Source organism: Polaromonas sp. P3_B4, from assembly GCF_056402835.1.
The window spans coordinates 14,242-33,662 of record NZ_JBFUGQ010000005.1 but is presented as its reverse complement, the minus strand read 5'-3'; the positions used below and the strand labels follow the sequence as shown (position 1 = coordinate 33,662).

At 57.5% G+C, this 19,421-nt stretch carries 17 protein-coding genes; 10 read left to right on the top strand and 7 right to left on the bottom strand.

Annotated features, from left to right (window positions below; all coding sequences use genetic code 11):
* Window positions 1–59: 59 nt before the first annotated feature.
* The 5 genes from AC1DVV_RS22275 to AC1DVV_RS22255 form a co-directional block, all read right to left on the bottom strand.
* On the bottom strand, window positions 60–2,159 hold the full coding sequence (locus AC1DVV_RS22275; protein ID WP_477702334.1) for a D-(-)-3-hydroxybutyrate oligomer hydrolase: 2,100 nt from the start codon (window positions 2,157–2,159) through the stop codon (window positions 60–62).
* A gap of 298 nt (window positions 2,160–2,457) precedes the next feature.
* Window positions 2,458–3,603, bottom strand: a complete 1,146-nt coding sequence (locus AC1DVV_RS22270; protein WP_477702333.1) for a transporter substrate-binding and LysM peptidoglycan-binding domain-containing protein — start codon at window positions 3,601–3,603, stop codon at window positions 2,458–2,460.
* 48 nt (window positions 3,604–3,651) lie between these two features.
* Window positions 3,652–4,698, bottom strand: coding sequence for a hypothetical protein (locus AC1DVV_RS22265; protein WP_477707259.1), 1,047 nt, complete (start codon window positions 4,696–4,698; stop codon window positions 3,652–3,654).
* Window positions 4,699–4,746: 48 nt separating this feature from the next.
* Window positions 4,747–5,445 (bottom strand): zinc ribbon domain-containing protein, encoded by a 699-nt coding sequence (locus tag AC1DVV_RS22260; RefSeq protein ID WP_477702331.1) that lies wholly within the window; start codon window positions 5,443–5,445, stop codon window positions 4,747–4,749.
* A 206-nt stretch (window positions 5,446–5,651) separates the two neighbouring features.
* Window positions 5,652–6,284, bottom strand: coding sequence for a helix-turn-helix transcriptional regulator (locus AC1DVV_RS22255; RefSeq protein ID WP_477707258.1), 633 nt, complete (start codon window positions 6,282–6,284; stop codon window positions 5,652–5,654).
* Between the two features lie 306 nt (window positions 6,285–6,590).
* Here AC1DVV_RS22255 and AC1DVV_RS22250 point away from each other — a divergent pair, with 306 nt between their 5' ends.
* The 4 genes from AC1DVV_RS22250 to AC1DVV_RS22235 all read left to right on the top strand — a co-directional run bounded on the left by AC1DVV_RS22250 (window position 6,591) and on the right by AC1DVV_RS22235 (window position 8,715).
* Complete coding sequence (locus AC1DVV_RS22250) at window positions 6,591–7,175, top strand: DUF4142 domain-containing protein (protein WP_477702329.1); 585 nt, start codon at window positions 6,591–6,593, stop codon at window positions 7,173–7,175.
* A 72-nt stretch (window positions 7,176–7,247) separates the two neighbouring features.
* Window positions 7,248–7,493: a GlsB/YeaQ/YmgE family stress response membrane protein gene (locus AC1DVV_RS22245; RefSeq protein WP_457282025.1), complete on the top strand. Its 246-nt coding sequence runs from the start codon at window positions 7,248–7,250 to the stop codon at window positions 7,491–7,493.
* A 285-nt stretch (window positions 7,494–7,778) separates the two neighbouring features.
* Window positions 7,779–8,216 carry an Hsp20/alpha crystallin family protein gene (locus AC1DVV_RS22240; protein WP_477648754.1) on the top strand — a complete coding sequence of 146 codons (438 nt, stop codon included), beginning with the start codon at window positions 7,779–7,781 and terminating at the stop codon, window positions 8,214–8,216.
* A 112-nt stretch (window positions 8,217–8,328) separates the two neighbouring features.
* Entirely contained in the window at window positions 8,329–8,715 is a 387-nt protein-coding gene (locus AC1DVV_RS22235; RefSeq protein ID WP_477702345.1) for an Hsp20/alpha crystallin family protein, read from the top strand.
* A 30-nt stretch (window positions 8,716–8,745) separates the two neighbouring features.
* Here AC1DVV_RS22235 and AC1DVV_RS22230 read toward each other — a convergent pair whose 3' ends face one another.
* Window positions 8,746–9,123, bottom strand: a complete 378-nt coding sequence (locus AC1DVV_RS22230; protein WP_457282023.1) for a nuclear transport factor 2 family protein — start codon at window positions 9,121–9,123, stop codon at window positions 8,746–8,748.
* A gap of 198 nt (window positions 9,124–9,321) precedes the next feature.
* Window positions 9,322–9,747 (bottom strand): YybH family protein, encoded by a 426-nt coding sequence (locus AC1DVV_RS22225; protein ID WP_477702328.1) that lies wholly within the window; start codon window positions 9,745–9,747, stop codon window positions 9,322–9,324.
* Between the two features lie 273 nt (window positions 9,748–10,020).
* On the opposite strand from AC1DVV_RS22225, the gene AC1DVV_RS22220 reads away from it, so the two are divergent.
* From AC1DVV_RS22220 to AC1DVV_RS22195, 6 genes are all read left to right on the top strand, one after another.
* Complete coding sequence (locus AC1DVV_RS22220) at window positions 10,021–10,932, top strand: MazG nucleotide pyrophosphohydrolase domain-containing protein (protein ID WP_477707257.1); 912 nt, start codon at window positions 10,021–10,023, stop codon at window positions 10,930–10,932.
* Window positions 10,929–11,636: a thymidylate synthase family protein gene (locus AC1DVV_RS22215; RefSeq protein ID WP_477702888.1), complete on the top strand. Its 708-nt coding sequence runs from the start codon at window positions 10,929–10,931 to the stop codon at window positions 11,634–11,636. Before AC1DVV_RS22220 ends, AC1DVV_RS22215 begins: the two co-directional genes overlap by 4 nt.
* Before the next feature lie 2 nt (window positions 11,637–11,638).
* On the top strand, window positions 11,639–12,775 hold the full coding sequence (locus tag AC1DVV_RS22210; RefSeq protein ID WP_477707256.1) for a uracil-DNA glycosylase: 1,137 nt from the start codon (window positions 11,639–11,641) through the stop codon (window positions 12,773–12,775).
* A gap of 96 nt (window positions 12,776–12,871) precedes the next feature.
* On the top strand, window positions 12,872–13,600 hold the full coding sequence (locus AC1DVV_RS22205) for a hypothetical protein (RefSeq protein WP_477707255.1): 729 nt from the start codon (window positions 12,872–12,874) through the stop codon (window positions 13,598–13,600).
* Window positions 13,597–16,407, top strand: coding sequence for a DEAD/DEAH box helicase (locus AC1DVV_RS22200; protein ID WP_477707254.1), 2,811 nt, complete (start codon window positions 13,597–13,599; stop codon window positions 16,405–16,407). Before AC1DVV_RS22205 ends, AC1DVV_RS22200 begins: the two co-directional genes overlap by 4 nt.
* A gap of 228 nt (window positions 16,408–16,635) precedes the next feature.
* Window positions 16,636–19,365 carry a polysaccharide deacetylase family protein gene (locus tag AC1DVV_RS22195; protein ID WP_477707253.1) on the top strand — a complete coding sequence of 910 codons (2,730 nt, stop codon included), beginning with the start codon at window positions 16,636–16,638 and terminating at the stop codon, window positions 19,363–19,365.
* The last annotated feature ends 56 nt before the right edge of the window (window positions 19,366–19,421 follow it).

Below are 19,421 nucleotides of genomic sequence, written 5' to 3'. Positions count from 1 at the left end.
AGCGTAGGCCAAGCACCCAAACGCATGTCGGTGCCTGTTTGCCCGTACGCCTTCATCATTCAATCAGCCACCGTCACCACATTGCTGGAGAACGTGATCCGGTCCGGCGCGTCCGCCTGCAGCTTGATGGGCGGCACGTTGGCCGGCGTGATCGGGTTGGGCGTGGTGCCGTTCAGGCCGCGCGGCACGGTGCGCACCACCTGGCTGCCCGGCAGCGGCGCGCCGGTTTTGAGGTGGGCATACATCAAGTCCATGGCCTGGATGAAATAGCGGTGCAGCGGCACCAGCCGCTGGCCGTAACCCGGGAACCCCAGGAAGGCGTCAAAGTGCTGGGCGTTGGTGACTTCGATGTACGAGAGCTTGCTGCGCGAACCCTCCACCATCTTGTTCAGTCCAAAGTAGGGGCGCGAGGTAAACGCCACCGGCACCAGCGTGTCAGAGCGGCCATGCACGATCAGCGCAGGCTTGCCCTGCAGGTTGGCCGTGCGCAGCACCTGCTGGATGCCTTCGCGCACGCGCAGTGCGTCGGGGGTGTTTCCCGTGGCCAGGTTGCGCAGGCACAGGGCACCGGCGCTGTTGTAGTCCTGCACGTTGCCGGCAGAGATGGAAGCCGCGTCCAGCATCGGGCCACCCAGGCTGGCGTTGTTGACGATGTTCACGCCTACCGTGGGCGGTATGCCATTGCCGGTGCCGAATGACGTGGCCAGCGGGCCCGCCGGTGCAGGCACCGGCAGGTTGGGTGTGGGCGAAGCGGCAGGCGCCGTGGCGGCAAAGCTGTAGCCGCAGAGGTTGTCCTGCACGCCGGCACGGCCGTAGGCATTGGCGTAGGTCAGCGCCACCGGCAGGGTGGCAAACGAATAGTGCGACGCCTGCAGGTCGTTGCCCTCGGGCTGCCAGCCTGCCTGCACCAGCGTGGCCATGGCGCTGCCCGCCTGCTCGGCGGTGGTGTTGCCGGCGACCATGCCGTTGGCCTTGAGCGCACTGCAGCGGCTCGCGGCGATGACCGGGTTGATGGTGTTGAAGACGTTGGTGCCTGGCGAAGCCAGCGCAGCACAAGGCTGCAGCAGGTTGGCCAGCGTGGTGTAGTCATACAGCGGCTTGCCGGTGCCGGCTAGCGTGCTGCTGCCGCGCCGCACGCTCAGCCGCGCATCGGGCACCAGTTGCACCTGCGGCTCGCCCACGGCCACGCCGCTGATGAGTCCCTGCGTGTCCTGCTCGGCCGCGGCAAGTGCCGCACCGGCACCGTTGGACACGCTGGACGCGATCACGATGGTGTTCGACGGGTTCAGCGTCTTCAGGCGGCCGCCGCCGTTCGGCGAAGGCTTGCCATAGCGCTCGTTCAATACGAAGTAGGCAAACTCCACCGCCTGCAGCGTGTAGCGGCCCCAGTCCTTTTCAGAGTTCTGCTGCGAATGCGCATGCTTGACGGCAAAGCGGTTGGGCGTGGCCGCGTTGAAGGCTGTGCGTTCAGCCTGCGCCAGGTTGGCGGTGAAGTTGGAGGCCATGCCTGCCGCCACTGCATCGGCGCGCAGGCCGTTTTGCAGGTGCACCGTGTTGTTCTGCAAGTCGTGCATGCCGCTACCGGTGCCCTTGTCGGTATAGGCCACGGCGCAGCCGTTTTTCAGGCCCCATTCACCCGACGACCCAATGGCGCCGTAGATACCACGCGAACCGCTCGAGGTGCCGGTGACGATGCACGGGCTTGCCGGGTTGAAGCTGGCCGGCACCTGCACCATCATCGTGACGTTCTGCCGGCCGCTGCCGTCGTCTGAATAGGCGATGTATTCCGTGCCGGCGATCTTGCCTTCACTGGCCGTGATGTTGCCCTTGGCATCCACATTGGGGCCGTACAGCGTGCCATAGCCGCCGCCAGGGGAAATATCGAGGATGGCGCGGTAGTTGTTGTAAATCGCAATCCGGCGCAGTTCGGCCGCGCTTGGGTTCAAAGGGTCGACGGGCAGCGGCGCCGTTGCGGCCAGGCCGCTCTTGCCCAGGCCGGCAGTCAGCAAGTCGTCGTTGCCGCCGTCGTAGACGCCGGTGGTGATGCCGCCCAGCCAGACCGGTTTGATGTTGGGCTGCACGCCCACACCGCTTGCGCAGCCGCCCAGCGCGGCCACTGCCGCCAGGGCCGTGGTTGTTTTGATCAGGGTGAATTTCATGTCGTCCTCCTCGGGTTATTCGTACAACATCATCAGCGCAATGCCGTCTGTATGGGCGTTTTGGATTGTCGGATTTGTAAGGTTTTTCTTGTAAGGGTTTTGCCTCAACCTCGCGTTGGCCCTGGACCGCCTCAAAGGCCTGGTCGCCTCTGCTGCCACAGCGTATAGACGCAGCGAAAAGCGTACGGCCAAAAAAAAGCGGCGCCATGCGCCGCGATTCAGGCTGCCCGGTGAACGAACAGCCGCGTTACCCAGCCACAAGCCAAACCGGTTGCAGCATTGGGATTCAACGTGTGCTTCAGCCCTTGGGAATCACCAGCTTCTGGCCGACGTGAATCAGGTTCGGGTTGGGCAGGTTGTTGCGCGACTCAATCTCGCCAAAGCGCATGTTGCTTCCCAACGTGGCGGCGGCGATTTTCGAGAGTGTGTCGCCCGCTTTCACCACGTAGACCGTTTCGGTCTTGTCGGCGTTCTTGACCTTGGCCAGATTGGTGCTCGTGAAGTATTTCTTCACCAGTTCGCCGTACTCGGGCAGCACTTTGGCCTTGCGAATGGCGATGTTGATGTTTTCAAGCAGCTGGCTGTCTGCCTTGCGCACACCTATCTTGTACTTGATGTTGGAACCCGGGAGCTTGGACACCGCGAACTGCAGGTCCGTCCCGCGGATTTCGGCCACTCCGAAGGGGTAGTCGTAAATCACCGCGTCTACCTGGCCCTTTTTGATGAAGTTGTTGATCCAGTTGCGCTCGCCATTGACAGATTCGTCGCTCAGCTCGATCAGACGCGCCTTCGGGAACTGGCGCGACACATACGCCTTGACGTCCGGGTCACCCTTGAGGATGCCGACGGTCAGGCCGTTGAGGTCTTCAACGCTCCGGATAGAGGACACCTTCGGTGTAATGAGGGCGTAGCCGAAGTCCTCGACATACGGAATGGAATACACCACGCCCGGCAGGTCTTCGTCGGTAAAGGTGAGGCCGTCGATGGCAATGTCCACCGTTGAATTGCCCCGGTTGTCGTTCTTGAGCAGCGCAGCCGGCACATCGGGGTAGGTGTCCACGATATGGTCGGTGTCGATGTTGATTTGCCCGCCCTTGGGCGTGAACTCGCTTTGGGCGAAAAGCACCTTCAGGAATTCGTAGTTAAACCCCTGCGGCTTGCCGTTTTCAACGTAATAAAAGGGCTTGGCCGGCGACTGCACGCTGACGCGCACAGTGCCCTTGTCCACGATGCTCTGGAAGGTTGCCCCGCCGCCCGCGGCCGGAGCGACAGCCGCCGCCTTGGGCGCGGGCGCGTCGGCGGGCGGGGCCGGATTGGCCCCTGCGCCGGGGTTGCCGCTCATGCTGGCAGGAGCGCGCGAATCGAGGTATTTCATGCCGCCATACACGGCGCCGCCGACGACGGCAACAATCAGGATCAATCGGGGAATAGGTTTGAGGGCCATGGCTTTAGTCCGCTTTGCGTTTTCTGGTTTCGGAAGTCTTGTTGAAGCTTATTTTTTGTCTGCTGCGTTTTTCTGGAACCAGTCCACCCCGTCGGCGCGCGCTTCCACGGGTACGCCCTGCGGGCTGCTGACGATACTCACCGGCAGGCCGGGCGACGGGTTGTTCTCGATCAGGAGGCGCTTGGAGTCACCCAGCACCAGCGACTCGGCATTCTTTTCCCACTCGGCCAGCATCTGCATCGCATCGCCTTCGTACACACCATTTTGCAGGTCGACGGAGCGCATGAAACTATCGGACATGCGGGCGAAATCCTCGATCTCGCCGATCTTCATCGCATAGTCGGCCGCCAGGTATTCGTTGGCCATGTCGAACATGGCGCGTGTGTCAGGGTCGCCGTTGATGATGGCTTGCGCAGACTTGATGGCCGAATGGGCGTTGTCCATCATTTCCTTCTTGCGCTCCTTGACCTTGATCTCGCTTTGCATGTCTTTAATGAGGAAGTTCGACACCTCCTGGTACTTGGCGAGCACGCGGTACAGCAGTTCCAGTTTCGCCAGCAGGTCCTGATAGGTCAGGTTGGCGTCGTTCATGCGGCCCACTTCACGCGAAGCCAGCGCTGCGTCCATCGTCTTGTTCTGTTTTTTCGCCTCGCTCATCAGCCGCAGGGATCCGTCGCGCGACTTGTTGTTGTTGGCGATCTCTTCCTTGCACTGGCGAATCATCCCGGAAAGCTTGGCGATGCGGGTGTTCATGTTGGCGAGCTTGTCCTGCAGCTCTTCCACATAATTTTTCATGATGCCGATGGGATCGATTTCCACGAACACTTGCGTGATCTTGCGCATCAGGCTCATGTACATGTACTTGCCGAGGCGCCAGAAACGCTTGTCGGTAATGATGAAGCCGAGCACCACCACCACAACGCCCAGCAATGCGGCATAGATGGTGTTTTGCAGCAGCGTGATGATGTAGGGCAGCGCCTTGTAAAGCAGGAAACCGGCGCCGGCGATCAGGCTGACGCCCACGATCTGGCCGGTCACGCCTTCCGGGCGCTCCCAGAACGATTTGGGTTTGAAATTCTGTGGAATGAGGTTCACAGTTCTGTCCTTTGATTCTGCGTGTACGGATCGGGAATGTTCAGCGCTTCAGGTGCCGAGGTAGCGCACGACTTTTGCCCTGGCTTCCACCAGCTGGGCCTTGACCACGGCCAGAGCGCTTTCAAACCGGATGTTGACTTCAACGATCTCCGCGCGCTTGGCCGCGATTTCTCTTTCGAACCCGGCAATTTTTTTGTGGGCGGTCTCCACTTCCTGCTGGATCTGCCCCAGCCTTTCCTGCAGGCGAGCGCGCTCTTCGTCTACCTTGGCGACCGAAGCACGCAGGGAATCTATCTCCCGGATTCGCGCATTGATCTGCAGGTCCTGCTGGTTTTTGGCCTGGCCATGAAAGCGCTGGGATTCCGCTTCAAGCGCGGGAAGATGCTGCATGTCGATGGACTGGACGATCTGGTCCACCGTCCGCGTCTTGCCCACAATGCCGAATGCGGCCTTGTAGCGCGACGCCTCGTCAGGAATGAAGGCCTCCAGCGGCGTGACGGCCTCTACCAGCGCCGTATAGGCCGTGGTTTTTTCCATCACGACTTCCATCATGCGGTCCACCATCGGATTTTTGGCTTTGGCAGCCGCCACATTGGCAGCGGCCGATGGCAAGGGAGCTGGTGCCGTGATGGCCGATTTGTCCGCAGAGGCAGGCGCGCCGGGCGTGGGTTCAGGCTCAAACAAGACGTCCCGGAGTTTTCCAAAAAAGCCGGATCCGCCCTCGGGTGGCGTTGTGTTGTCTGTCATGGTTCCCTCACTCCTCGGTAACAATTTTTCCGGCTCACTGCGGCTGTTTTCCAGGCGCAGGCGCATCTCGCGGCCATATAGTCGTTGATGACTATATAGCAGCACCCGGTTTCTTCCCCAAAAACCAAGGGTACGAGCCCCTTTCAGCCGGACACAATGTCTGATTTCCCAGACACCCCGCCCACCTTCCCTGCTTTACTTTTTACTTACTTCGCGTCGCTGTACACCGTGGCGCGCGAAACGCCCATGTGCGCTGCGGCAATCTCGGCGCCGCGGCGAATCTCCAGGTAGCCGGCTTTCTTGAGGTCTTGCACCAGCTGCTTGCGGTCGGCAGGCTTGAGCGAGCGTGATGTCGTGGCGCGGGCCGCGGCAAATTCGTCAATGCACTGCTGTATGCGGTCGGCATTGGCGGCGTCCAGCGTTTCGGTGACGGCGCTGCTTTCAATCGCAGTGAACTGCGACATCGCCGCCTGGAAACCGTTGAACAGCGTCAGGTCTACGTTCAGGCAGATCGCCGCCACGTATTCACCTTCTTCATTGCGAATGCCCACCGACGTGCTCTTGACCTTGCGGCCGTCGGCAAACTGGTTGGCGTAGTTGGCAATCACCGCCGGGTAATCCGGGTCCTGGATGCGCGCCAGGCCCAGCTCGGTGGCGGGCTGGCCCAGGCGTCGGCCGCTCAGGTTGTTTTCAATCGCCAGGATCGCGTTCTTCGGGTGCGTCATGTCATGCACCACCACTTCACAGAACGGCGCAAACGTTTTGCCCAGGCCTTCGGCAATGTTTTTCAGCTCGACGAGCAAATGCTTGTTGCTGGGCGTGTTGCTGGTTTTTTTCATGGTGCGCGGCCTCCGGCAAGTCAGGGCGATTCAAATTTCAGACAAATTGTCCAGATGGCCATCGTATCGCACCACGCGGCATTTGTTGAACAAAAGGCCCGCACCGGTGCGCGGCAGCCGGACACCACGCGCAAGCAAATTCCTACACAGAGCCTGCCCAGCCTCCTGCAACGCACGGCCGCTACAGCAGCGAAAGTACAACGCTATCTGCCGCGGCTTGCTGGCTTGCTAAGTCCTATCTTCGCGGCGTCTGTTCCCCCATACCAAATCAACCAATCAACAACTACCCCTTCAAAGGAGGCCCTCATGTTGAACCGATTGAACCGATCGAAATTCAAGCTCAGCAGCGTGGCACTGGCCGGCGTGGCCGCTTCTGCCCTGGCACTGGCGGCTTTGCCCGTCGCGGCCCAGACCAGCACCACCGCAGGCACGTCAACAGCGGCCGACGCCGGCAAGCTGGCCCGCGCCGACAAGGGCATGCTGGACGATTTGGCCCAGGCCAACATCGCCGAGATCGAAAGCGGCAAGATGGCGCTGGAAAAATCGCAGAACGCCGAGATCAAAAAATTTGCGCAGCAAATGATTGAAGACCACAACAGCGCGCTGGCCGAAGTGCAGGCACTGGCCCGCGCCAAAGGCGCGACCCTGCCCGACGGCCCCGGCGTGATGGCCAAAACCAAGGCCACCGCACTCAAGGCCCTGTCAGGCAACCTGTTTGACACGGAATATGCCAAGCGCGCCGGCGTGGGCGACCATGAAGCCACCATCAAGCTGCTGAACAAGATCCAGAAGGACGCCAAAGACGCCGACCTGAAGGCGCTGGCCGGCAAGATGCTGCCCAAGGTGGAAGGCCACCTGGAAATGGCCAAGGCTGTAGTACCGACCAAGTAAGCCGCCAAGTAAGCCAGTCATCGCGGGCTGTTGCCCGCGCCCTGGGTTCCCTCATTTTTTTAGGAAGACGCTATGTCAATTATCTGGACCATCATCATTGGCTTCATCATTGGGTTTGTCGCCAAGTTCCTGATGCCCGGCCGCGACCCCGGCGGCTTCATCATTACCGTGCTCATCGGTATTGCGGGCTCCTTCCTTGCCACCTACCTGGGCGCGGCCATGGGCTGGTACCAGCAAGGAGAAACGGCCGGCTTCATCGCCGCCGTGCTTGGCTCCATCGTGCTGCTGCTGGGCTACCGCCTGATCGCCAAGCGCTGAGCAGGCCGTAAAAACGCCAGCCAGACGCCCCGGTGCATTCACGTGCACCGGGGCGTTGTGCTGTGCGGCTCACGCTTGGGTGACTTGCGAAAAAAGTTTTAAACCTGACCGCAGCGCCGCCGCCGGGGCCGTCTTTTGCGGGCCCGCAGCGCTTGCCGTTGGCTTGCGAAATTCCCCCCTTGAAATTTTTTGAGCAATTCCTACATCCTCTTCCCGGGCGCCGGAAGCCGCTTTTTAGAGGATTTTCCGGCGCACTGATGTTCAACCCGAATGGAGGTTTTCGCCATGTACCGATCGTTATTTCCGCGCGACATGTTCGCCGAACTCGATCGCCTGCAGCGCGACGTGCAGCAGGCCTTCGATCTGTCTCCCAGCATTCGCGGCTTTGGCCGCAGCAGCTTTCCTGCCCTGAACATTGGCGGCACGCCGCAAACCGTAGAGGTGTATGCCTTCGCCCCCGGCATTGACCCGAAGTCGCTCGACGTCAGCCTGGAGCGCGGCCTGCTCACCATTGCCGGTGAGCGCAAAACCGGGCTGCCCGAAGCGGGCGCGCAGTCGACCCTGCACATCAACGAGCGCTTTGCCGGCAGCTTCCGCCGCGTGCTCACGCTGCCCGACGACGCCGACCCCGACGCCGTGAACGCCAGCTTCAAGGACGGCCTGGTGCACATCACCATCCAGCGGCGCGCATCGGCCCAGCCGCGCCGCATCACCATCCAGTGAAAGGAGGCAAACCATGAACTACGCAAACACCCAACAAACCGGCGGCAGCAGTGGCGCCGCACGCAGCAGCGGTAATGGAAGCGCCAACAACGGCAGCACCTCCGGCCGCAGCATGCAAACCAGCCAGACCGGCGAGGTGGCGCAGAAAGACACATCGCGCTACGCCAATGGCGCGCTGACGCCGCCCGTCGATGTGGTGGAAGACAGCACCGGCATCACCCTGTACGCCGACCTGCCCGGCGTGCCGCGCGACAAGCTGCACCTGCAGGTAGAGGCCGACACGCTGACGATTGACGCCGAGTCGGCCCTGTCTGCGCCCGAAGGTTTGCAGTCAACCCACACCGAAGTGGGGCTGGGCCGCTTTCACCGCGTGTTCACGCTCAGCAAGGAGCTAGACACCGAGAAAGTCAGCGCCGAACTGGCGAACGGTGTGCTGAAGCTGCGCATACCCAAGGCGCAACACGCACAACCCCGACGCATCGAGATCAAGGCAGCTTGATCGCACCCCCGCACGGCCGCGCCGGCCTGCTTACTTGGCCGGCACCGGCGTGCGCTGGGCCGGGTCGTAGAAAAACGTTTCTTCGGCAATGCGCTCGCCTTCCCAGCGCTGGTAAGCCAGCTCTTCCATGCGCATGGCGCTGCCGTCGGCCCACACAAAATTGAACACCCAGCGGATGACGACCTTGTCACCGCTGATAAACACCGGCCGCACGCAGGTCGATGTAACTGACTTCACCCGCGCCATGACTTTGGCTTCACCCTCCACCAGCTTGTCGCGCCCGCGGCGCGGCGGCTGCTGGTTCTCTTGCATGGTGGCGTCAGGCGTGTAGAACTCTTCAATTGCTTCGGTGTGCGCGTTTTGTTCAACGCGGGCGACAAAGCGTTCAACGGTTTCAGGCGTGGGCATGCGGCGATTTCCTTTGCTTGTCTGTTTGGTTGATGGCTGTTGATGCGCGTTGCTCTCATGGCCGCTTCATCGCAGCCACAGTTCAACGGCAAAGCGCAAGTGTTGCATGCCGCGCCATTTGCTGCAGACAGCAACGGCCATCCTGACTCAGGACCAGGATCATTCAAGTTTCAGAGGAAGAAAAAAGAAAACCCAGCGCTAACTTGGGCGCTTGGCAGCTTCAACCAGCGGGTCCGCATGCCTGTGCACCAGCTTCCAGGCATCACCTTCGCGCCTGAACACTTCCGTCACCCGCAGCTTGTTCGCCACGGGCTCTAGCTCACCCTTCATGCGGGCCTGCGCTTTTTGAATGCCCGTCCAGAAGGCAACGGTATCGCCCGCCGCCATGTCCAGAATTTCCAGCTGGGTCGTGCTGCCTGGCTCAAACCTGCCGGCATCCTGCTGATAGCGCGACCACACTTCCTGCGTGCCCCGCACCACCCCGCCGCCCGGGCTCAGAAAGGTGGCCGGTGATTCCTGCGCCACAACACGCCCCAGAGGCGCCGCGTCACCACTGACATACGCGGCTGCGACGTGCTGCCGCTCTTTCATCAAGGTTTTGAAATCCTGCTGCTGTTTGCTCATCTTGCCTCTCCTTAAAAGGACACGCTAAGCCCGACGTGTGACCTGCGGCGTAGGACAAGGGATTGGGGGGAAAGCGGAGAAATCGCACCGTAGCGGAGTTTTTGGGCAATATTCACCTATGAAATTCACTTAAACACATACGTTCTGGCTGACTTGCCGTAGAAGCACACTAGCTTCGCCTCGTATTCGCGTTCATCATGGTTGTCACAAAGTGTTAGCGAATTTGTGACTCCCTGGATTAACGCTGCCCCGCACTCTTATAGGAATCGCGATATGCCTAAAGCAAATGGGAACGGAAGTTCAACGCCAGCAAAAATGGCGACATTTTCCGCATATCAAAAAATGGTGGAGCGAACCGATGAGCGCAGGCAGCGCACCGTGGCATTGATGGGCCTTGTGGGAGAAATCGGCGATCTGCACAGCATGATGAAAAAGCTCCTGCTTCAAAAAGATAATCCTTCATTTCGAACCGAACTTCGAGAAGAATTTGGGGATGTGCTCTGGTATCTAACGAGCCTGGCATCGCTGTACAAAATTCCACTCCAAGAAATCGCTGAGGCAAATGCCGAGAAAGCAGAGTCTCTCTATACGGCTGGTGGAGTAATTGTCTTCGACGAAGGCTATCCAACAGATGAACGACTTCCCAGGAAGTTTGTTGTCAATTTTTATGAAAAACCACTTGATCGCGGTGTGTACGTAAAAATTTCAGTGAATGATGTTGTGATCGGAGATGCCCTAACAGACAACGCGCACGAAGACGACGGCTACCGATACCATGATGTCTTCCATTTAGCGTATGCCGCCATCTTAGGTTGGTCACCAGTTACCCGGTCACTGCTAAAGCACAAACGCAAGTCCAACTCCAAAATTGATGAAGTAGAGGACGGCGCCCGTGCAGCCATCATCGAAGAAGCCGTCTCCATTCTGATATTCAACCAAGCACAGGAGCGAGGGTTCTACACAGACACGTCGTCAATAGACATTGCCCTGTTGAAAACTATCCGGCGCATGGTTAATGGGCTTGAGGTGAAAGCATGTACGGCCAAACAGTGGCAGAAGGCTATCAATCAGGGGTATGCCGCTTTCTCGGCATTGAAAGAAAGCAATGGCGGCGACGTGGTGGTTGATCTCGATCTTCAAACGATACATGTGCGACCGTCCACCTCTAAGGGGAACGCATCATGAGTGCTCCGACCATTGACGGCGCTACCGCTTTGGAGGCCTGGCGTGCGGGAACAGCAGCGTTGCTAGCGAATGGAGGAGAGATCAACAATCTCCTGACGACCATAGAACAACCGTGTGTGATCGATTCATCGTGGCTTGTTAATCATTCGCCACATCGCTTTAAAGAGTTGGGAGATGACATTCGTAATGTCGCGAATACTATCTTCCCTGACAAGCTAGCTATCCGCGCAGCGGACAGAGCAGCCCTCTACGCAATGTATCTAACGCGGCACGACCGGAGTCACCACTGGGTAGGAGGAAGACACGCCTGGGGAACCTATTTCGAGCGGCTCATCCGCTTTCCCCCTACAGAGGTAAACCAACTAGAACGCGTCATTGAAAAGCTCCGTACTTGGCCCACCCGCAGTACAACTGGGCTAGTGTTTCATCTCTCTTCTCCGGTTGTAGATGCGCCAAGAACCCGAGGAGGGCCATGCTGGCACTACGGAGAGTTGCTTTGGGGCGCAGACAACGTAATCGACCTGGTCGTTGTGTATCGAAATCACGACTTCTTTAATAAGGTACTGGGGAACTTCATCGGCCTTGGTCGGTTGCTTCAATTTATCTGCGATCAATCAGGGAAGCATCCCGGCAAGCTGATCTGCCATTCCGTTCATGCCTATCACGACAGCACGCAACAGACTCTTAGGTCGCTGGCGGCTTAAAAATGAAAAACATCAAAGAGTCCGAATTCCTAAACCTAGTGGAACGCGTCCAGGCTTGTCAAAGATGTCCACGCATGAACGGTAGCGCTCGTGTACTTGGCTTGGGATGTGGACCTATCAATGCCAAGGTTGTTTTTATCGGAGAAGCTCCGGGACGGCTCGGTGCGGACGGCTCTCATCTTCCGTTTCACGGCGATAAGTCTGGACATAACTTTGAGTCACTTATAGAGCAAGTAGGAATCAGTCGATATCAGGTGTTCGTTACCAATGCGGTACTTTGTAATCCCAAAGATGAGCAAGGAAATAATTCGACCCCGACACAAACGGAGATTTCAAATTGCGCCAGCTTCTTAAAGGAGCAACTAGAAATCTTAGAACCAGAGATCGTCGTAACACTTGGAGCCACTGCTTTGAAAGCCTGCTCAATGATTGAGCAGCATTCGCTAACATTAAGAGGGAACGTTCGAACGAGTAACAACTGGTTTGGCAAGAGGTTGCTGCCGATATATCACCCTGGACAACGGGCCATGATGCATAGGAGTTTTGCCAATCAACTTGCCGACTACCAATTTATAGCCGAATCGATGCGAAGAGTAGGCGGTGCCAAAAGATCCGCGAAGAGCTCGCGCTCTGGAGCACGAAGCGGCACTGAGAAACTGGCGCTGGTAACAAACAGACTATTAGAGAAACAGCCAGAGGGAATGAGCTACTTCGCGCTTCATAAGTTGTACTTTCTGGCCGAAATCGCACACATGGAGGCCACCAGTGAACGAATCACCAATTCATATGTTGTCAGACAGAAAGACGGGCCTTATTGCGTAGACTTGCACATAGCAAAGTTGCCCAACCTTATTCCCGGCCTAGTAATAGAACGGATTAAAGGAGTTGTGTGGTTACGGCTTAATTCTCAACGTAACTTGGACACATTCGGTACAGGCTCTCACTTGTCCGCCGTCGAATTGCAGTCCATAGATGGGGTTGTTGCCCGCTACGGCGACCTTACCGAGGCCGAACTCAAACGTGTCACCTATCTAAGCAAACCCATGCGAGCACTCCTCCGTAAAGAGCAGAATCTCCGCGCGAATCTTTTCAATGCGGCAGTACTTCCATATCAGGCAAAAGCCGACCCCAAACAATGACCACCTTATTCACCTATCGTCCCAGCACACCTACTTACGCGCTCATCGTCGAGGTCCTAGTGCTCCTTGATATCGCGACATCGACATAGTGCACCAATGTTCAAATCCATCCAAACTGGCGAAGTGCGAAATTATGTTGGTGATCCAAGCTGTGCAGCCGCGTATGAGTGGATATTGGATCTTCTGCGAGATACAACTGCGGCTTGGTTGCCAAAAGCGGAAGACTTCAATGATCGAATTAAGGGAAACATTGGGGAGTTCGTAGCCTTTCACGTAACAAAAAAAGATGTTGGATCTGGTTGGTATATTTTTTACTCCAACACCGATACTCCTCTCTCTAGAATTTCTGGAGCCGGCCTAGACATCTGTTACTTGTTCCTCGGCACCGACCTCACAGGTGCAGCAGACAAATTAATGATTCAGGAAATAAAAACTACTGGCTCATCTGCACTTACTTATGCTGACGCACTAGTTACCGACTACGACAAACTGAAATCTGTAGATCCGTCATTGAACTTACAAGCCAGGGTGAGAGCGTTAAAAGCGCGGATGCGCGACACGTACGGAATCACCGATAGATTAATTCTTGAGCGCGTACAGCTTCTGGCTCACCCGGACCCATCGAAATGCAGCAAGGTGTATTTCTTACCCACCCTTGTTCACGAGCTGAAAAACTCTGACCCTGCACTCAGGCTATCAACTGTTAAGAAAAAAATCGGTGCCCAAGGATGGAGTGTTTCACTCATATTTCCAATCAGCATCGGCCTAACTAGACTTAACGACGGCTTCTTACACCTAGCTCAGAACAAGTCTTTTGAGCCATGAGCACGATTCCCTCAGACATTAATTTCCGCATGAATGCCGCGGCTGCAGCGGCTCGTGCTAGAGGAGCGAAACCGACTGGCGAAACTACTGCAGGAGGAGACGTCTCAGTTGCCTTGTATTGCGTAGGTTCATTCGATGGGTATGCAAATGAAGATGAGTTAGCCTCGCTTGAGCTGGAGGAAATAGCAGCTCCTCTAATCGCAGCCGCAAGAACGCTCTTGGCGGTGTCGGACGAACTTCGTAGTAGCGATGCGTCGTTTCTTGAAAGTGCAGACGGCTTAGCTATGCACGCAGGTATTGCCTTCGCTATGCATGGGAACTTTCCCAGTGCCCGAACCTCTGTACTGGCCGCGAATCAGGTCTACAGAACATTAACAGCAGCTCGTCGCTTGGCTTGGGCGGTCTGCGATCCCGCCGCTATCGAAGACATCATCAAATTCGCAGACAACAACACAGATGAAGTGCTTTTCTACAGATCGTGGAAGCGAGCACTTCTAACTGTCGTTGAAAACGCTAAGGGCACATCAGAGCAATTACTAAGGAGTTTCGCTGTAAGTCCAAATGCGAGTGATGCGGCACTAATGTTTTCTACAGCAGTTGCGTTTCGTCAAGGATTTCGGTTAGCGATAGCGAATCTGAAAAATACGGTACCTCAACTCCCAAGCTCATTCATTGCCAGATTAATCGATGCCGGGCGCTGGACGTTGTTACCACCACAGAGAAAGCTTCTTGCTGACAAAGGTTTGGCACAGTCAAAAACAAATACGTTGTTAAATCTACCGACCAGCACAGGAAAAACTTTGCTTGCGGAAGCGTGCCTTGCCGCTGCGTTGGCCGAATCCACTGGCATTGCTGTGTACGTTGCTCCGTACATTGCCATTGGAGATCAAGTACTTACAGCCCTCAAAAGTCACATGGCAGAGGATATTGAGGTTGTGGCAATGTTTGGAGGCTTTAAGAGCGAGTTTCCTTCCGCAGATCCGGATACCAAACAAATACTCGTCGCAACGCCTGAACGGTTTGACGGTTGGTTGCGAACTACAACTGATAAAGCTCGACTGAAGATCATAGTTCTAGATGAACTGCATTGCATAGAAAATGGATCTCGAGGTGCGCGCATGGAGGGCACCATTACCAGGCTGCGTCTTCTGCAGGATGCCGGGGCTGCCTTCCGGCTAGTATGTTTATCGGCTGTTCTCGCGGAAGCACGAGGGCTTCGAGATTGGCTAGCCGTATCTGTTTCCGATTTTCATAGAGAAGGGTGGCGACCAACTGCGCGTCGATTGGCTTTGTGTCGCTCCGATGGAACTATGACTTGGATGTATGCCACCGACGCGTTGCGGCCCGCGGGGGCTCAATTTGGTACTCCTAGTAGCGGGTCGATCAAAATTAATTTACCTGAGATGGTTGTCCCGTTTAGAGGCGAGTACGTCCCTGACAAAGACTCTATTGCTGCAAGTCGCAATATCGCCGCAATCGCAGAAGACCTCGCCACACGATTGCATGGCCCAGGTCTCATCGTATGTCCCCGTCGAATCGATACTCGAAGAATTGCTGCCGCATTAGCAGAGACGGTGGTTGCTTCAGATACCAGCAAGATCCGGTTGACAGAGATTGCGGCTCGAGTGGAGTTAAATCATCCTTGGCTCTCTGGACTGGCAAGCATGATTCGGGCCGGTGTGGCCTATCACAACTCAACTCTTCCATTTGAAGTGCGCAGATGGGTCGAGCAATCGGTTCGAGATGGTGACCTAACTTTCGTCGCCTCCACTACCACCCTAGCGGAAGGAGCCGACTTGCCATTCCGATGGACACTCGTGTCCCACTGGCTTCGCGGCGTCTACGCTGGTGCGCCGCCAATCAACCCTCTTACCTTCCGAAACATCGCGGGCCGAAGTGGACGCGCGGGATCATATTCAGAGGGGGATACCGTACTTTTCGAGAGCTTGCTTGGGCCAAACGGCGCTGTATTAAGTAATCCAAACGAGCGCGTAGCTGCGATTAGCAAAATTCTGACTGACAATTCACCGTTAAATTCTTCCATCGCCAACGTTGACGAAAACATGGAAGAACGAGAAACGCAGGCGGTGAAGGCGGCGTTCTCCTCACAACTGATGGCCGCAATTCCTGAGAACCCTCATTCTGAGGATATTGTTTCCAGGCTAGCTGGTGCCTCTTACGCTGCAAATAGCGGTAGCCTGGATAAATTGGCACTGCTATTTACCAATGCGCTTAACGAAATGCTGGACTCGTCAGCAGTGGGAGGAGCATTCGCCGTACGAAATAGCCCAGTTTCTCTAACTGAACTTGGTGTTGCCGCCAATCGTAGTGGTTTTTCTCCCGGGACCGTACGCAAGCTTGTCGAATTCTTAAATGAAGAGACGTTGTCTTCAAATCCAATCCAGCTGGTGGCGAATGCGCTTAAGCAATTTGCCGGCGTACCAGAGCAGAGCAATCACTATCTCATCAAGATTTGCGAAAGCGACAGTCATCGACAATTCTTGAAATGCGCAGACTTAGCGAGCGTAGTGAGCTTCTGGCTCTCTGGTAGGTCGACACGCGAAATTTTCGAGTCGCTACCGACTTTTATTAAGACAAAAAGTAAACCCGAATCTATAGAGGCTCAGTTTGAGAATTTCGTTGGTTTTGTCGATTCCGTCATGCAATCATTCGCACCCTGGTTAATGCGATCAATGGATGCATTGAAAGCATTCGGAACTGAAGAAGCTCAAAGTTTCGATTGGCGTGGTTTGGCTGAAAAGCTGGAAAGTCGAGAAGATAACTCTTCCGTTGATTTTTTTGAATAAAACGGCGCTTCCAATTTTCCGGATGCCACACAGCGCACTCTGCGTCGATTGCCGACTGATCCCCGGCAACCGCATTTGGCCTTGCGCCCCACTGTGGCCACGCGTGCAGATGTGTGTCTGGTCTTGGTCGACATTGAGCCTCTGACACCCAGCAATACGAGCTAGTAGCGCCACACCGAATGGTAGATTCGGAAAAAGCCCAGCCCCGGGCTCAATAAAAACAAACCCATGAACAATAAAACCAAGATCGCCCTCGCCGCAGCCGGAGGAACCCTGTTACTGGTCGTGGCCACCGCCATCGTCATTACCCTTGACTCTGACCGTAGCAAGAAAGACGCACCACCGCCTGCCACCGCTCTGGCTGCCTCGCCACTCGACACCAGCAAGATCCTGACGGGCATGCAAGACCTGCTGGCCAGCTACCGAAAAATCATTGTGCTGTTTGCTGATGAGAAGAAACTGGGTGCGGGTGAGCGGGCCATGGCCAACCAGGTGGGGCAGGGACTGTTTCATGACAACCGTGCGCGGGTGGCCGAGATTGAGGCGCAGCTGGCGGCGCTGGTGGCTTCTGGCAGTGCGCAACGCTTTGATGCGATTGCCGGCATTCTGGATTACGTGGAAAGCGACAAAGGCCTCTTTGACGCAGACCGGCTGGCTTTTCGGGAACTGCTGCGCAGCCTGCAGGCCAGTGTGGCGGCAGACTCGTCATTGCCGGCCATCAAGCTGCACAAGCGCATTGGTGAAGACCTGGATGCGCTGGTGGAGATTGAGCGCAACTACGAAAAAGAAATTCGCCTGATATTCGGCCGCTTTGAGCCGCGTGCGATTGAGCTGAAGCGTGAGCGCTGGGAAGACTACGTTGCCAGCCTGAAGAAGCGCTACACGCGTGAGCAGATCTTGAAAGACTTTGGCGTGGTGATGCCTTACGCACTGCCCAAGCCCACCACGCGCAAAAGCAAAGACGAGGAAGAGGGCGAGGTGTTTGGCTACAGCCTGCCGCCCAAGACCATCGTGCTGACGTTTGACGACGGCCCGCACGGTGTTTACACCAATGAGATTGCGGCCATCCTGAAGCAGTACGGCGCGCCGGGCATCTTCTTTCAGGTGGGCAGCAACCTGGGCACGGTGGCCGCCGACGGCAAAACCAAGCTGGGGCCGCGCGCAGACATCAGCCGCAAGCTGCTGGAAGCGGGCCACACGCTGGCCAACCACAGCATGACGCATGCGCAGCTTTCCAGGCTCAATGGCGCGGGCCTCAAGTCTGAAATGCTGGGCACTGATGAATTGCTGAAAGCGGTGGATGCGCGGCGCTCGCCGCTCTTTCGCTTTCCGTATGGCGCACGCAACGACGAAGGGCTGGACGTGTTGTCGGCCGCGCACCTGCGCTCTGTCATGTGGAACATTGACTCGCTCGACTGGGCCGACCCGGTGCCCAGCTCGATTGTGGAGCGCGTGCTGAAGTCGGTCGAAAAAGAAGGCCGCGGCATTGTGCTGTTTCATGACATTCATGAGCGCACGGTGAAGGCGCTGCCGGCCATTCTGGAGCGCCTGGTGGCCGACGGTTACCAGTTTGCCAGCTGGGACGGCAGCGGCTTTACCGTGGCCAAGGGCTCGGGCGTGGCGCCCGCCCCGCAGGCGGCCAACCCGGGCTACAGCGACTCGTGGGCCATTGTGATTGGCATTGACGACTACGCCAGCTGGCCCAAGCTGCAATACGCGGTGCGTGATGCGCGTGCCATTCGCGAAACGTTGATTCAGCGCTTTGGCTTTGCGGCCGACCATGTGATTTCTTTGGAAAACCGCGAGGCCACGCGCACCGGCATATTGGCCGCCTTTCACGACAAGCTGGCGCACAGCGGCATGAAGAAAAACGACCGGTTGTTCGTGTTCTTTGCCGGGCACGGCGCCACGCGGCAGCTGAGCTCTGGCCGCGACCTGGGCTACATCATTCCGGCAGATTCAGACCCGAACAAGATCGCGACGGACGCGGTGCCGATGACAGAGCTGCAGAACATTGCGGAAAGCCTGACGGCCAAGCATGTGCTGTTTGTGATGGACGCCTGCTACAGCGGGCTGGGCCTGACGCGCGGCGCGGGCTCTGGCAACTTTCTGCGCGACAACGCGAAGCGCCTGGGCCGGCAGATGCTGACGGCCGGCGGCGCCGACCAGCTGGTAGCCGACGGCGGGCCGAACGGGCATTCGGTGTTTACCTGGACGCTGCTGCAGGCGATGGGCGGCAAGGCCGACCTGAACGGCGACGGCCTGATCACGGCCACCGAGCTGGCCGCGTATGTGGCGCCGGCCGTAGCGTCGGTGTCGCGGCAAACGCCGGCCTTTGGCAGCCTGCCGGGCTCGGAAGGCGGCGACTTTGTGTTTGCGCTGCCGGCAGAGGCCGAGTTTTTAAGCGCGCAGACAAGCCAGCTGTCTGGCGATGCGATTGCGCTGAACAGCAAGCTGGACGCCACACGCCCGCCCGCTGCGGCGCCCACAGCCGGCAGCGATGCGCCGGTGACGGCGCCGCCCACGGCAACCGTGGTGGTGAAAGACCTGCAGGGTGGTGAACAAAAGATCACCACGCCGCTGGCGGTGCCCAGCTCGGCTCGGCAACTGGCCCAGCGCGCCAATGACCGCGGCCTGCAGCTCTATAAAGAAAAGCTGTATGCCGAAGCCGAAGCCCAGTTCACCGAGGCGCTGAAGCTGCGCCCCGACTTTGCACTGGCCGCCAACAACCTGGGGTTTGTGTATTTCAAACAAGACAAGTTCAAGGAAGCGGCGCGCTGGTTTGAGAACACCGTGAAGATGGACCCATCACGTGCGATTGCCTACCTGAACCTGGGCGACGCCCATGCCCGCGCAGGCGATGGCGACAAGGCGAAGAAGGCCTTTCGCAACTACCTGGAGCTGGCACCGAACGGGCCGGGCGCAACCCATGCGAAACAGGAGCTTGAGAAGGCCTGATGCTGCTGAAGCAGGCTGGAGTTGAAGTGGCCTGGGGCGATTTGGCGATACTCTGC